This window comes from Corynebacterium meitnerae, from assembly GCF_027570075.1.
Taxonomy (GTDB): domain Bacteria; phylum Actinomycetota; class Actinomycetes; order Mycobacteriales; family Mycobacteriaceae; genus Corynebacterium; species Corynebacterium meitnerae.
This window is the reverse complement of sequence record NZ_JAKMUS010000010.1, coordinates 1-13,288: the sequence shown is the minus strand read 5'-3', so window position 1 is coordinate 13,288 and position 13,288 is coordinate 1. Positions and strand designations below refer to the sequence as shown.

Below are 13,288 nucleotides of genomic sequence, written 5' to 3'. Positions count from 1 at the left end.
TTTTCTTGTTGTGGGCTGAATCTATTCACTCCTCCTTGGAGTTGAATTAATTCAACTCCAAGCGGCGGGACATGTCGGAGGCGAATACGCCGGTCGGGTCGATGGTGCGGCGGGTTTCCAGCCAGTTGCCCATCTCTGGGTACATGGAGTGGAAGTTCTCCGCGGAGGTGCGGGATTCCTTGGCCAGGTAGAGGCGGCCGCCGAACTCCATGACCTGCTCATCCAGGCGGTCGAGGAAGGCGTTCAGCCCGTTGCGGATGGGGAAGTCCACGCAGACGTTCCAGCCACGCATCGGGTAGGACAGCGGCGCGCGGTTTCCTTCGCCGAACAGCTTGAACACGTTGAGGGCCGTGTAGTGGCCGGAGGCCTGAATGTCGTAGATGATCTGCTTGAACGGATCAACGGCATCCGTGGGCACCACGAACTGGTACTGCAGGAAGCCGGCTTTGCCGTAGCCACGGTTCCACTCCGCGATCATGTCCAGCGGCTGGTAGAACTGCGTCAGGTTCAAAATGTCGTTCTTGCTGGGCGCACCCATGCGGTAGTAGGCCTCACCGATGGCCATGAGGGACAGCTTGTTCATGGTCCAGGACGGGAAGATGTCCGGCACCGTCATCAGCTGGGGTGCGGAGAATTTCAGCGGATCCTTGGCCAGCTTCGGTGCGTATTCCTCCAGCTGAGCCAGGGTGGCCAGGGAGCCACGGGAGATGGTGGAGCGGCCCGTCTTTGGCGGTGCGGAAATCGCGTCGAACCAGGCAGAGGAGTAGGTGTAGCCCTCCTCCTGGCCGTGGGAGTGCTCTTCGATCGTCTCGTCGAGGGTGTTGGTGCGCACCGTATCCGCGATGAAGTAGGCGGTTTCCGTGCGCGTCATCTCGATGCGTGCGCGCAGGATGATGCCGGTCAGTCCCATGCCACCGACGGTTGCCCAAAACAGCGTGCCGTCCGGGTCATCGGCGGAGCCTTCCGGCTCAAGGTGCAGCACACGACCATCGGCCACGAGCAGCTCCATCGACACCACGTGGTCACCGAAGGAGCCCGCGGAGTGGTGGTTCTTGCCGTGAATATCTGGGCCGATCGCACCACCGATGGTCACCTGACGGGTGCCCGGCAGCACCGGAACCCACAGGCCATACGGCAAAGCGGCCTTCATCAGCTGGTCCAGCGTCACACCCGCATCCACATCGACGATCGCCGTTTCCGGGTCGATCGAGTGAATCTTGTTGAGCGGTTGCATATCCACGACGAGTCCGCCGCCATTCTGCGCCGGATCACCGTAAGACCGGCCCATGCCGCGGGCGATGACGCCGCGGCGCTTGTGCTCCGGCAGCGTCGAGTTTTCGTCCGCAACCTGCGCAACGGCCTTCTTAATCAGGTCAACGTCAGCCGTGGACAGGACGTGTGCTGTCGACGGGGCAGTGCGGCCCCAGCCATGCAGCGATTGAGTGCTGGTGATCAATTCCATGCGCCCCAGCCTACTAGTGGAAAAACATGTTTCCGGTCAGGCGCGTTGGGGGTGGGGCTTAGAGCTCCATGATCTCGCGGATGCGCTCCGGGAGTTCCTCCTGGCAGGTGATCACTGGTTTGCCTGCGGCTTCGTGCGCACGCAATTCGTCATAAACAATGCCGCGGCTCGTGCTGTCCAGAATGGGAAGTTCCTGGGCGACAAGGCGTGCCATGAAGTCATTCAACGGAACGTTGACGAGCTGAGCAGAGATGTGCGGGGTGTCCTCAGTATTGGCCATGTGCACAGCCTACTTGGATCACGCTGGCCGCTAAGATGGCGCCCATGACGGAGACGATTCAAGACGTAACGGGCGAAACTCGCGTTGACTACAACGCGCTGGATAACACCACTGGAGGCCGTTTGCTGCAGGCCGCTTTTGCTGGTGCTTTCACGGCGGTGCCGGATTATGTGCACTCCACGCCGGCGCGCGTGGCGTCGTGGGTGGGTCTCGCTGCTGCGTTCACGGGAACGGTGGCTGCGTTTAATGCGTTTGATGAGGATCCGCGCAATGACCTCACCGCCACCGTCGAGCGCAGCTCTGGCACTGGCAGCCCTGCCAAGACGTGGGGGCTCCTTGCTGGTGGCACTGCGCTGCTCATCGGTAGCATTCGCCTGAGCATTGCCGCGGATAAGAAGATGGCAGAAGCTCTGCGTCGTCGTGGTGCGAAGCGCCCGTACACCCTCCTGGGTCTCGGCGGTGCGGCCTTGCTGTTTGCCGCCACTGAAATTGATGCCCGCGTCAACGCTTCCTAAATCTCATTAGGCTGGGGGCATGTCCAGCATGCTGCATCGCCTACACCGCCACGACCAGGTGGCGGCTGTTGTCGATCTTGATGCAGCCCGCGCGTTTCTCCGCGGCGACCAATCCACCCAGGCGCGCACACTGTTGATCCGCTGCGCCACCCAACGGGCGGATGAGGAGGTCATCCGGTACCTCGGCGTGGATGCGGATAGCACGCTCGAAGACGTACAGCTGGCTCTGGACATTGCCTTTACGGTTCCCAGCCATAGCTCGGCCCCCGCACGCTTTACCCAGCAGCACGACGACAGTGGCCGCTTGGATCTGACCACCACGATCGGTGATTACCTCACCGAACCCGGGGATATCCTCTTCTTCCACTGGGGTCTGTGGCAGTTCACCCTCGTGCTTAGTGATGTGCTCCCGCGGGACACCGCCAACCCGCGTGCTTTGTGCGTGGCGGGCGACGGGGAGTTTGGTGGCCACCCCTTCGACATCGCCGCCATCAATGATCAGCTCCACGCCACCACTGGAAGAGACTGAGAGACATGCCTGTACCCGCCTACTTCTGTGGTGAGCGGGTTACCGGTAAGGTTGTCCGGCGTGTCAACCAAGCCTGAAAATTCGCAACCCACTAGCGCCAAGCAGCAGCTCGTGCGGTTCATCATCGTCGGCATCTTTTGTGCCGTGCTCGACTTCGGGCTGACCTACCTGCTCACGCACGCCGTCGGGCTTGACCGCGTGACCGCGAAGATTTTCGGCTGGTGCCTCGGCACCGCGGCGGCGTACCTGTTGAACTCCAAGTTCACGTTTGAAGCGAAGATCACCGGCAAACGCGCGTTTGCCGTTCTTGTGCTCTACCTGTCCACCCTTGGTGTGCAAACGCTGTTGTACTGGGTCACCGATGGCCCGCTCATCGCGTTGGGCTTGGTGGATCCGTGGAAGGATGGCGTGTCCTTCGTTATCGCCCAGGGTGTGGCTACGGTGACCAACTTTGTTCTGCAGCGCGTGCTCATCTTCAATGAGCCTGCGCGCGTGGTTATCGAGGAAGAACCGACCCGCTAATTTAGGCGCCGGGCCGCTGGAAGTCCTCGTTGGCACCCATGCGTAGGAGCTTCAGCCACTCCTTGAATTCCGCCGGGCTGCGGCGCTGAATAAGGAAGAACCAGCCAAAGCGCACCAATTCCTGCAGTTTCATCTTCTGCATGCCGCGTTGGTTAATGATGTAGCCGCGGTTGCGGTAGGTGAAATACCGCTTCGTGTCATTGTCCGGCCACTGCGCGTGCGCGCGGCCGCCCATGATTGGGTGGAATTCCGCGGAGCCGTCCGGGTGCAGGTACGCCGTGGTCAGCGCCGTGCCGTAGTTCAGGCCCGATTGCGCTAATCGACGGTGATACTCCACCTCATCCCCCCGAATAAACAGCCGATAATCCGGTACACCGATCCGCTCCATCGCCTTCGCGCTAATCAGCGCGCCGTTGAACAGGCTGGCGTACTGGGGAAGATAATCCCCTTCCAGCTCATCCCGGCGACGGTGCCATGTCAGGCCTTGGCGCAGGGGGAAGGCGAGCTTGTTCGGGTCATCGATGTTGCACACCACCGGCGACACCTCTGACAGCTGCTCGCGTTGCGCGACCCGGTACAGCGTCTCCAGAACATGCTCATCGGCGGGGCGGCCATCATCGTCAGCGCACCAAATGGCGTCCGCGCCCAGCGCCAAAGCGTGCAGGAAGCCATAGGCAAAACCACCAGCACCGCCCAGATTGGTGTGGGAGGCCAGGTAGACCGCTTTATCGCCCGCGAGTTCAGTGAGGAGCTCGCGGACCTCATCCTCGGCGCCGTTATCCACCACGACCACCCAGTCCACCGGGTGCGTTTGCGCCACCACCTGTTCCAGAGAGTGTTTGAGCAGCTCAACCCTCTTGTGGGTGACAATCACCGCCGCCGTTGTGCCGTTGGGGTCCAACACCGGTGATGCCGCTGGCGCTTGGGAGTTCATGGGGTTCATTGTGCCACTACCCGGCAGCCGTTCGAGATATCTGACAAGGGGTCTGTCGTGCGCACTGAAAAAAGGCAGGTAGGGGAGTTAGTGGATAAACCTATGAGAGTTATAGCGTCAGATTTCTCGATTGTTGCCCTCAGACTTCTCTTCCTCATTAAAGCGGACCAGCAGATCCCGGACGTACTGGCCGGCTTCGGGGCCTTCGTAGGCTTCCACGACTTCGTCGACAAGCCCAGCCTTCTTGATCTGGCCCTTGTCCACCCACAGGGCGGTGTTGCACACCTGGGCGAGGAAGTCGTTGGAGTGGGAGGCGAAGACGAGGATGCCGGAGCGCTCCACGAGTTCAGCCAGGCGGACACGGGCCTTGGCCATGAAGGCGGCGTCAACGGCGCCGATGCCCTCGTCGAGTAGCAGGATCTCCGGCTCAATCGAGGTGACCACACCAAGGGCGAGGCGCACGCGCATACCGGTGGAGTAGGTGCGCAGCGGCATGTTCAGGTAATCGCCCAGCTCAGAGAATTCCGCGATTTCGTCGATCTTGTCCTTCATCTGCTTGCGGGTCTGTCCAAGGAAGAGACCGCGAATGATGATGTTCTCGTAGCCGGAGATCTCCGGGTCCATGCCCACGCCCAGGTCGAAGACGGGGGCCACGCGGCCACGGACATCGGCGACGCCACGGGTGGGTTCGTAGATGCCGGACAGCAGGCGCAGCAGCGTGGACTTGCCAGCACCGTTGTGGCCGACGAGACCCACGCGGTCGCCTTCACGCAGGTGCAGGTTGATGTCCTTGAGCGCTTCGACGACGACGGTGTTGGACGCGTTCTTCCCAATCGCACCGCCGGCGGAGCTCATCACGGCTTTCTTGAGGGAGCGGGACTTGGCGTCGAAGATAGGAAAGTCAACGCAGGCGTTGTAGGTGTCAATGGAAACCATCCGAAAATCCTTTCTGTGGCGGTAACGCCGTTACACCCAGTAGGGGACTCGGTAGCGCCACTGGCGCATGACAACGAGGGCGAGCAACAGGCCAACAACGGTGAAGGCAAGCACGATCCACCAGTGGTAGGCGGCAACGTCCTTGCCAATGAGGGGCGCGCGGACGATCTCAAGGTAGTGGTACAGCGGGTTCAGCTCAGCGATACGAGCGCGCTGCGCCACCTCACCACCCTGCTGCTTGAGGGTCTCCGTGGTCCACACGATCGGCGTGACATAAAACAGCAGCTGCACCAAAGCTTCAAGCAGCGGTGCCACATCGCGGAAACGCGTAGCGACGATGCCAAACAGCATGGTCACCCACACCCCGTTCAACACCAACAGCGCAAAACCAGGGACGAACAACAACACGTCCCACCCCAGGTCCAGGCGGAAAACCAGCACCAGGATGAGCCAGATGACCATGTTGTGCGCGAAGAACAGCATCTGGCGCCACACCAGGCGATACACATGCACCGAGAGGGCAGAGGGCAGCTGGTTGATCAGGCCTTCATTCTCAATGAAGATGTTCGAGCCGTCCTTGATGCACCCGGAGATGAAACCCCAGACGATGAAACCCACGGTCACGTGCGGCAAGAACTCCCGCACGGAGATCTGGAACAGCATCGAGTACAGCAAACCCAGCGCCAGGGCCATCACGCCGGTAGCGATGGTGATCCAGAGCGGGCCGAGCGTACTACGGCGGTAGCGCTGCTTGATGTCCTGCCAGCCGAGCTGGAGCCACAGCTCGTACTGGCCCCATCCGCGCGCAAGGTCACCGGCTGCCGCGCCAAAGCTTTGGGACGTGGAAGCCGGGGTGTTCTCGTTGGGGCCGGACGTCATGCGGGTGACGTCGGCAAGCAATTGCTTGTTGTCGTGCACGAGTATCACCCTAATGGCAGCAGCGCCGAAAACGGGTTAAGGGGCGTGGATGCACGGCCCGCCCGTTGGGGTGCATACTTGTTGCGGGTGTGTGGGTGGTGTTGAATGACCACCACACGAAAAATCATCGATGAGTCCGGAGAAAGAGAGGTGCAATGGCTTACGACGTCGCCAGCGTGCGCGGCCTCTACACCTCTTTATCGGACGGGTGGACCTACCTAAATGCGCACGATTGCCCCCAGATTCCGGAGCGTGTCTCCGCGGCTGTGTCACGCTCCTTCCGCCTGGCTCCGTCTGTGCCCGCGCCGGAAGGGCGCACCGGCACGCACTCGCGCCAATCCTTGGGGCGGCCGGAGGGTGACAACCTGTTGGCCAGTGCGCGCCACGCCGTGGCCGATCTCGTGGGTGCAAGCGCCGACCGCATCGTGCTCGGGCCAAGTCTGCCGGTACTGTACGCAGCACTCGTCGCGGCGATGGCACCGCAGTTCAGGCAGGATTCCTCGCTCATTGTCAGCCCGCTCGACCGGCCGGAACTCACCGCCACGTTGAGCACCGCGAACGTGCAGATCCGCACGGCGCACGCTGACCTAGGCACCGGCGAACTGCCCGCGTGGCAGTACAAGGAGCTCGTGGACGGCACATCCCGGCTTATCGCCCTGCCGGCAGCGCACCCGCAGCTGGGCACCGTCACGGATGTGGCGGGCATTGTGGACATTGTTCGCGACAGGTCCCGCGCATGGGTAGTCGTGGACGCCAGTGCTTACGCCCCGTACTACTGCATTGATTTCGACGCCTGGGGCGCCGACGTCATCGGCGTCGACCTTGGCCAGATCGGTGGCCCCCAAATCGCAGCCCTGGTGTTCCGCGACAGCGCCATGTTCAAGCGCCTTTCCATCGATCCGCTGCGCCTGGCCGGTCTGGGCCTCGCACCGGGTTTGGCGGGCGGTGTGTCCGCCGTGGTGGACCATCTGGCCAGCCTGGTACCCGCGCCGGAAGGGCGCAGCACCCGCCGGACACGCCTGGTGGCATCCATGGATGAATTGTCGTCCTACCTGCGCAGTCTCCGGGATGACCTCTACACCTTCCTAGGCACCTGGCCGGCGGTGCACATCCTCGGCGCCACGGGCGAAGCCGCGGCAGAAGCCAGCACAGAGCGCCTGCCACGCCTGACCTTCGGCGTACAGGGGGTGCCCGCGGCAACGGTGTATGAGCGCCTCTTCGACAATGGCATCGTGACCACCCTGGCCACCCCCACGCCCTTACTCACAGACATGGGGCTGGAAGAAATGGGCGGCGCAGTCACCGTGGGGCTCGGCCCCTTCAACACCTACGCGGACATTGAGCAGCTCATCCGCGTAGTGGCCTCCCTTGCCTAGTGGTCGACTAATCGTTGACCGTTAGCACGATCTTGCCGGTCGCGGAACCGGAGTCAAGGTGGTTGTGGGCCAACGCGGCGTCGGCAAGCTTAAAAACCTTAGTGAGCTGGTGCTTGATGGCCCCACTTTCAATGAGTGGCCACACGTGCTCCTCCGTCGAACGGCAAATCTCGGCCTTCATCTCGCGCGGGCGGGCACGCAGCGTGGTCGCGTGGACAGACAGGCGGCGCGGCATCATGCGGCCCAGGCTGAGCTCGCCCTTCGGCCCGCCTTGCACCGCGATGACAATGAGTTTTCCGTCCGTGGCCAGCGATTTAATGTTGTCCTCAAGGTACGGCCCGCCGACCACATCCAGGATGACATCGCACGAGCCGTGCAGCTTATCGACGAAGTCCTCCTCCCGATAATTCACCAAAATGTCCGCCCCGAGCTCCTGGCAATAGTCCAGTTTCGCGTTGGAACCGGCCGTGACGGCAACCTCGGCGCCGAGCGCTTTGCAGAGTTGGATGGCAAAAGAACCGATGCCGCCCGAGCCGCCGTGGATGAGCACACGCTGACCCTCACGCACGCCGGCGAGCATGCCCAAGTTGGACCACACGGTCGTGGCAACCTCCACCACCGCGGCGGCTTCCGTCAGGGTGAGTCCCTTCGGGATGCTCATGAGCTGGCCCTCCGGCACTGCGACGTACTCCGCGTAGCCACCCCCAGCCAGCAGGCAAGCCACTTCCTCGCCCACCTGGCGGCCGGTGTCCCCGGCATCCACGATGGTGCCGGTGCACTCCAGGCCGATGATTTCTGATTCACCACGTGGCGGCGGGTATTTCCCCTCAGCCTGCACCAGGTCAGCGCGGTTTACACCGGCGGCTGCGACCTTCACCAGCACCTCACCGGACTGAATCTCCGGCATCGCAATTTCAGTCAGTTCAAGGGATCGCGGATTGTCAGGATTAGTCACCGTGATTGCTTTCATGCCCACCCAGGGTAGTTGGGTAGCGCGCCCTGTGTTGTAAAGTTTGTGCTTGCTGCCAGTGGTAGCAAGGAGACGTGGCAGAGCGGCCGAATGCACTGGTCTTGAAAACCAGCGAGGGTCACACCTCCGCGGGTTCAAATCCCGCCGTCTCCGCCAAAACATTTCGTGCCCGCCCGGTGTGTTACCGGACGGGCACTTTTCTCATTGGCGTCACTCGATTTTTCTTACCGATTCCAGGCAGATGCTCTCGCATTTCCCCATGTCGCCGTTTCTGTGAGGTGAGATTTCTCGGATGGCGCCTTAGAGGTGACGGATGACCTGCTCCGCCATGAAGCGGGAACCCGCCTCAGTCGGGTGCAGGGACATGTTGTGGTTGGTGGTGTCCACGATGCCAGCCACCCAGCGGGTGTCTGCCGGCACGCAGGTGTTGTGGCCGGCAGACGGATCCTTGTTCTCGATGTAGGTGATCCGTGCGGCAGCAGCGGCGGCGCGCTGGTTGTCGCGGTTGAGGTTCTCCACGTGCTGGAGCAGCGGGAACGGGAAGCCAAGCGCCAGATTCGGAATGGCGTTCAGGAAGCACAGGGACTGCACGCCGTACGGCTCCGTGACAGCGAGCATGCCCGGCAGAAGGATCTTGGCGTTGGGGGCAACGGAACGCACGCGGTTGGTGGCGGAGACCACGTTGCGGACAAAGTCTGCGCGCATCTTGTTTTGATCGAACGGGGTCGCACCACGGCCAATGCCGTACGGGCCGTAGTCATTGATGCCCACCGCGAAGACGACAGCACGGGTGCCCGGGTGGATGTCACCGTTGCGGATGGCGAGGTTCACCTTGTCCGTGAGCACGTGGGAGGACTCAGCGGTGCAGGAGTAGTCCGCCACCGGGATGCCACTCAAGCGCTGAACCTGGCGCGGCCAGTTGTTCGGCGCCTGGAGGCAGCCATCACGGCTGGGGTAGGTGCCCCACACGAAGTGCTGAATGTCCGGGATCTGCACGTTCTTCAACGTGTTGCGCAGTTCATCGGGGTTGGAGGTGTAAGAGTCGCCGAAAGCGACCAGGTTGCCATTGGGTGCTGCATCCGCGGTGGTCACCACAGCGCTGCCTGCGCCGAAGCAGACGACGCTGAGGCATGCAGCAGCGATGGCCTTGGAAAGGCGGCTAAAACGCATGAGTTGTCCCTTCACTTCAGGTTGTATTGTCGGCGATACTACACGTCCGACAGCATATTGTTACACATTTATACGAATGTGACTGAAGTGAATGGGGTCAAGGCCCCTGCGGGGGCGCTTACTTGACGCTTATTTGGCGCTGTTACTTGGTTTTGTCCTTCTTCACACCGATGTTCTCGAAGATGAGCTCCACGATCCAGGACGCCACCGCCATCATGATTGCGCCGAAGAAGGCAGCCCAGAAGCCGGAGATCTGCAAACCGTTGCCCAGGCCGTCGGAGATCCAACCGGTCAGGGAGAACAGGAACGTGTTCACGATCAGGGAGAACAAGCCCAAGGTGAGGATCTTGAGTGGCAAGCTGAACAGGTGCACCACGGGGGAGATGAACGCGTTCACGAACATGAACACCAGCGCAACCCAGACGAATGCCCAGAAGCCGCCGAGGATGTCTACACCCGGAACAATTTGAACGACCAACCATAGGGCGGCGACGGTAGCTAGAACATCAATGAGAAAACGGGGCATGATGAAACCTTTCTGAATGGGGTTTAGGAATGTCTACTTATTAACAACATCCCATGCTGACAGAAATTCCTCAGCCTCGTCGCGGTTAGTCACGGTGATGCGCAGGCCTTCCGGGAAGGCGCGGGTGAGCACGCCATGTGAAGCCAGCTCGGCGGCCACACGCGGTGCCCACCCCGCATCCGGGGCGGGCAGCCACACGAAGTTGGCCTGGGAGCGCTCCGCACCGATGTGGTCCGCCACCTCATCGCGGACATCCACGGTGTCTTCCACACGGGCCAACAGCTCATCGCCGTGCTCCAGAGATGCCAGCGCGCCAGCCTGCGCCACCGCGCTGACCTGGAACGGCACACCCACCTTGTTCATGGCGGTGATCAGTTCCGCGTTGCCAAAGGCATATCCCACGCGCACGCCCGCCAGGCCGTACGCCTTGGAGAAGGTCCGCAGGCACACAACATTCGGGTACTCGCGCCAGATCTCCTGGCCGTTGACGGCATGTGGGTCCCGGACGAACTCGAAGTAGGCCTCATCCAACGCCACGGTCACGTGTGAAGGCACCTGCGCCATGAACTCAGCAAACTCGTCCGCGGTCACCACAGCACCCGATGGGTTATTGGGGCTGCAGATGAACACCAAGGAGGTGGTGTCATCGATGGCGGAGAGGATGGAGGGGAGGTCGAGGGAGCCGTCGATAAGCAAAGGAACAGGACGTGGCTCCGCGCCGCAGATGCGCGCGAAGATGGGGTACGCCTCGAAGCTGCGCCACGGGAAGACAATGCTGTTGCCTGGCGTGGATGTGGCCTGCGCGAGCTGCTGGCACAGCGCGGACGAGCCGCAACCGGCCGCCACGTTGGCAGGCTCCACCCCCAGGTGGTGCGCGAGTGCGTTGACCAGCTTGGATGCGCCCATATCCGGGTACCTATTGGCGCCGAGTGCAGCACGCGTCATCGCCTCCACCGCCGCGGGCAACGGCGCCCCGGCAACCTCGTTGGAGGACAACTTCAGCGCATCGGGGTCCGACGTGCCGGGGACATAAGCGGGAATGGCATCAAGGTCAGGGCGGATCATGGTGCGCAAGTCTAGCGCGCGGTGTTTTGGTTGGCTGACAGATTGTAGGTAGTCTGTATCTCGGTCTGGAGATGTGCCAGAGTGGCCGATTGGGGCTCCCTGCTAAGGAGTTGACCTTTCACGAGGTCCGCAGGTTCAAATCCTGTCATCTCCGCCATGCGCCCGTAGCTCAACGGATAGAGCATCTGACTACGGATCAGAAGGTTGGGGGTTCGAATCCCTCCGGGCGCACCAAATTTTTTTGGGCGTGCGTAAGCTGGCTGTGGATCATTTTCTCCGACCTTTTCCGGATTAATTGTCACCTCAAAAAAAGGGGGCGCGCTATGGCTGCGGTTGAACAGTTCGATGTTTATGAGCTTGAAAAGCAGGTAGAGAATTACCTTCGCAGTCATAATGCGGAAAAGATCTCGGAGCTGCTCGATGGAGCTCAGCTCAATGACATCATCAGCCTGATTGAACGCACCTCGCTGAAGCGCGGTGCTGTGATTTTCCGTCTTCTGCCGCCGGAGCGCGCGGGCCTTGTTTTCGACGCGCTCGATCCATACCACCAGGCAGCAATGGTGCACGCGCTGGGCAGCGACGGCGTGGGGTCCTTCTTCGAGGACCTCGGTGCGGAAGACAGGGCCATGCTTATCGACGAGCTTCCGCCCGAAGTCGCCGCCCGCCTCATGCGCGAACTGGACGAGTCTGACCAGGAGTACACCAACGTTGTCCTGGGCTATGAGCGCGGCACCGTCGGACGCGCTATGTCGCCAGAGATCGCAGAGATCTACATGGACATGACCGCCCGTGAGGTGTGTGATCTCCTGCGTGCGCAGCACGAAGATCTGGAAACGCTGTACACCCTCCCAGTCATTGACCGTGCCCGTTATGTGCAGGGCATTGTGAAGATGCGCGACCTGTTCCTCGCGGCCGATGACGTGAAAATGTCTGAGCTGGTTGTGGACAGCCCCACCGTGAGCGTCAACGACGATGCCGAAGAAACCGCCCGCTGGTTCCTGCCACTGTCCTTGCTGGCAGTGCCGGTGGTGGATTCCAACGACAAGCTCGTGGGCATCTTCACCTTCGATGAGGCCCAGGACATTGTTGAGAGTGAGGACACGGAGGACTCCGCCCGCCAGGGTGGTTCGGAGGCACTCAAGACCCCGTATCTGGCCACGCCCTTGATCACACTGGTCAAGTCCCGCATCGTCTGGTTGCTTGTCCTGGCGGTCTCCGCGTCACTGACCGTCCAGGTGCTGGACGTCTTTGAGGGGAAACTGGAAAAGGCCGTGGTGCTGTCCCTGTTCATCCCGCTGCTGACCGGTACCGGTGGTAACACCGGCAACCAGGCCGCCACCACCGTGACCAGGGCTTTGGCGCTCGGCGACGTGCACAAGTCCGACATCCTCAAAGTCATGTGGCGCGAGGTCCGCGTGGGCCTCATGCTCGGTGCCGTTCTCGGTTTCCTCGGGTTCCTCGCTGCCTGGGTGTTCTTTGGCATTGAGATCGGCATCATCATCGGCACGACCCTCCTGTCCGTGTGCACCATGTCCGCCACCGTTGGCGGTGCCATGCCCATCGTGGCCAAGACTGTTGGCGCTGACCCTGCCGTGTTCTCCAACCCGTTCATCTCCACCTTCTGCGATGCAACCGGTCTGGTGATCTACTTCCTCATCGCTACATCCGTCCTTGGCCTTTAGGGCCCTTAGTTTGGTGCCCTGAACAGGCAATTTTGCCTTCTTTGGAGGGTGGTGTAGCGTTGTACCTCGTTGCAAACGCTGGCACTGTGGTGAACGGAGTGAATCAGCAAAGCAGCGGACGCGCCCGTAGCTCAACGGATAGAGCATCTGACTACGGATCAGAAGGTTGGGGGTTCGAATCCCTCCGGGCGCACCAAAGAAAAACCCGCACTCACGTGCGGGTTTTCGCATTAGCCCCCATGGTTTATGCGGGTTAAGGGTTAAGGGGGTTAAGGGTAAAGGGGGCGAGGGTTGTCCTTGGGCGCTTTTCCTTCACTGGGTTGTGTAAAAATTTACATCGCGAAAAACTGGCTCGGATGAAATCGCTGGTAGAAAATTTCTACTATTTGATAGTTACCGGAGC

Annotated in this window: 14 protein-coding genes and 4 tRNA genes; 9 read left to right on the top strand and 9 right to left on the bottom strand. The window is 61.3% G+C overall.

Features of this window, described 5'->3' with window-relative positions:
* Positions 1-46: 46 nt before the first annotated feature.
* Together L8U60_RS07155 and L8U60_RS07150 are read right to left on the bottom strand one after the other, a co-directional pair.
* Positions 47-1,462 (bottom strand): decaprenylphosphoryl-beta-D-ribose oxidase, encoded by a 1,416-nt coding sequence (locus tag L8U60_RS07155; protein ID WP_269965678.1) that lies wholly within the window; start codon positions 1,460-1,462, stop codon positions 47-49.
* A 58-nt stretch (positions 1,463-1,520) separates the two neighbouring features.
* Positions 1,521-1,742 carry a hypothetical protein gene (locus tag L8U60_RS07150; protein WP_269965677.1) on the bottom strand — a complete coding sequence of 74 codons (222 nt, stop codon included), beginning with the start codon at positions 1,740-1,742 and terminating at the stop codon, positions 1,521-1,523.
* A gap of 44 nt (positions 1,743-1,786) precedes the next feature.
* On the opposite strand from L8U60_RS07150, the gene L8U60_RS07145 reads away from it, so the two are divergent.
* Genes L8U60_RS07145 through L8U60_RS07135 form a run of 3 tightly spaced genes read left to right on the top strand, consistent with a single transcriptional unit; the run spans position 1,787 to position 3,308 of the window.
* Entirely contained in the window at positions 1,787-2,257 is a 471-nt protein-coding gene (locus L8U60_RS07145) for a hypothetical protein (RefSeq protein WP_269965676.1), read from the top strand.
* A 19-nt stretch (positions 2,258-2,276) separates the two neighbouring features.
* Positions 2,277-2,786, top strand: coding sequence for a plasmid pRiA4b ORF-3 family protein (locus L8U60_RS07140; RefSeq protein ID WP_269965675.1), 510 nt, complete (start codon positions 2,277-2,279; stop codon positions 2,784-2,786).
* A 60-nt stretch (positions 2,787-2,846) separates the two neighbouring features.
* A complete protein-coding gene (locus L8U60_RS07135; protein ID WP_269965674.1) occupies positions 2,847-3,308 on the top strand; it encodes a GtrA family protein in 462 nt (153 codons plus the stop codon).
* Between the two features lies 1 nt (position 3,309).
* Here L8U60_RS07135 and glfT1 read toward each other — a convergent pair whose 3' ends face one another.
* The 3 genes from glfT1 to wzm all read right to left on the bottom strand — a co-directional run bounded on the left by glfT1 (position 3,310) and on the right by wzm (position 6,057).
* Positions 3,310-4,242 carry a galactofuranosyltransferase GlfT1 gene (gene glfT1 / locus L8U60_RS07130; RefSeq protein ID WP_269965673.1) on the bottom strand — a complete coding sequence of 311 codons (933 nt, stop codon included), beginning with the start codon at positions 4,240-4,242 and terminating at the stop codon, positions 3,310-3,312.
* 117 nt (positions 4,243-4,359) lie between these two features.
* The gene (gene wzt / locus L8U60_RS07125; RefSeq protein WP_269965672.1) at positions 4,360-5,178 is read right to left on the bottom strand and encodes a galactan export ABC transporter ATP-binding subunit Wzt/RfbE; all 819 of its coding nucleotides are present in this window, start codon (positions 5,176-5,178) and stop codon (positions 4,360-4,362) included.
* Positions 5,179-5,208: 30 nt separating this feature from the next.
* Positions 5,209-6,057, bottom strand: a complete 849-nt coding sequence (gene wzm / locus L8U60_RS07120) for a galactan export ABC transporter permease subunit Wzm/RfbD (RefSeq protein ID WP_269965741.1) — start codon at positions 6,055-6,057, stop codon at positions 5,209-5,211.
* A gap of 194 nt (positions 6,058-6,251) precedes the next feature.
* Here wzm and L8U60_RS07115 point away from each other — a divergent pair, with 194 nt between their 5' ends.
* Positions 6,252-7,472 carry an aminotransferase class V-fold PLP-dependent enzyme gene (locus L8U60_RS07115; RefSeq protein ID WP_269965671.1) on the top strand — a complete coding sequence of 407 codons (1,221 nt, stop codon included), beginning with the start codon at positions 6,252-6,254 and terminating at the stop codon, positions 7,470-7,472.
* 7 nt (positions 7,473-7,479) lie between these two features.
* Here L8U60_RS07115 and L8U60_RS07110 read toward each other — a convergent pair whose 3' ends face one another.
* Complete coding sequence (locus L8U60_RS07110; RefSeq protein WP_269965670.1) at positions 7,480-8,442, bottom strand: NAD(P)H-quinone oxidoreductase; 963 nt, start codon at positions 8,440-8,442, stop codon at positions 7,480-7,482.
* Between the two features lie 68 nt (positions 8,443-8,510).
* Here L8U60_RS07110 and L8U60_RS07105 point away from each other — a divergent pair.
* Positions 8,511-8,598 (top strand) — tRNA-Ser (locus L8U60_RS07105).
* Between the two features lie 144 nt (positions 8,599-8,742).
* Here L8U60_RS07105 and L8U60_RS07100 read toward each other — a convergent pair.
* From L8U60_RS07100 to L8U60_RS07090, 3 genes are all read right to left on the bottom strand, one after another.
* A complete protein-coding gene (locus L8U60_RS07100) occupies positions 8,743-9,612 on the bottom strand; it encodes a GDSL-type esterase/lipase family protein (protein WP_269965669.1) in 870 nt (289 codons plus the stop codon).
* Between the two features lie 142 nt (positions 9,613-9,754).
* A complete protein-coding gene (locus tag L8U60_RS07095) occupies positions 9,755-10,138 on the bottom strand; it encodes a phage holin family protein (RefSeq protein WP_269965668.1) in 384 nt (127 codons plus the stop codon).
* Between the two features lie 33 nt (positions 10,139-10,171).
* Positions 10,172-11,203, bottom strand: coding sequence for a histidinol-phosphate transaminase (locus L8U60_RS07090; protein WP_269965667.1), 1,032 nt, complete (start codon positions 11,201-11,203; stop codon positions 10,172-10,174).
* 67 nt (positions 11,204-11,270) lie between these two features.
* Between L8U60_RS07090 and L8U60_RS07085 the strand changes: the two genes are divergently transcribed.
* From L8U60_RS07085 to L8U60_RS07070, 4 genes are all read left to right on the top strand, one after another.
* Positions 11,271-11,360: transfer RNA gene (locus L8U60_RS07085), tRNA-Ser, on the top strand.
* Position 11,361: 1 nt separating this feature from the next.
* Positions 11,362-11,437 (top strand) — tRNA-Arg (locus tag L8U60_RS07080).
* A gap of 89 nt (positions 11,438-11,526) precedes the next feature.
* On the top strand, positions 11,527-12,885 hold the full coding sequence (mgtE, locus tag L8U60_RS07075) for a magnesium transporter (RefSeq protein WP_269965666.1): 1,359 nt from the start codon (positions 11,527-11,529) through the stop codon (positions 12,883-12,885).
* Positions 12,886-13,005: 120 nt separating this feature from the next.
* A tRNA-Arg gene (locus L8U60_RS07070) sits at positions 13,006-13,081 on the top strand.
* Positions 13,082-13,288 lie beyond the last annotated feature (207 nt).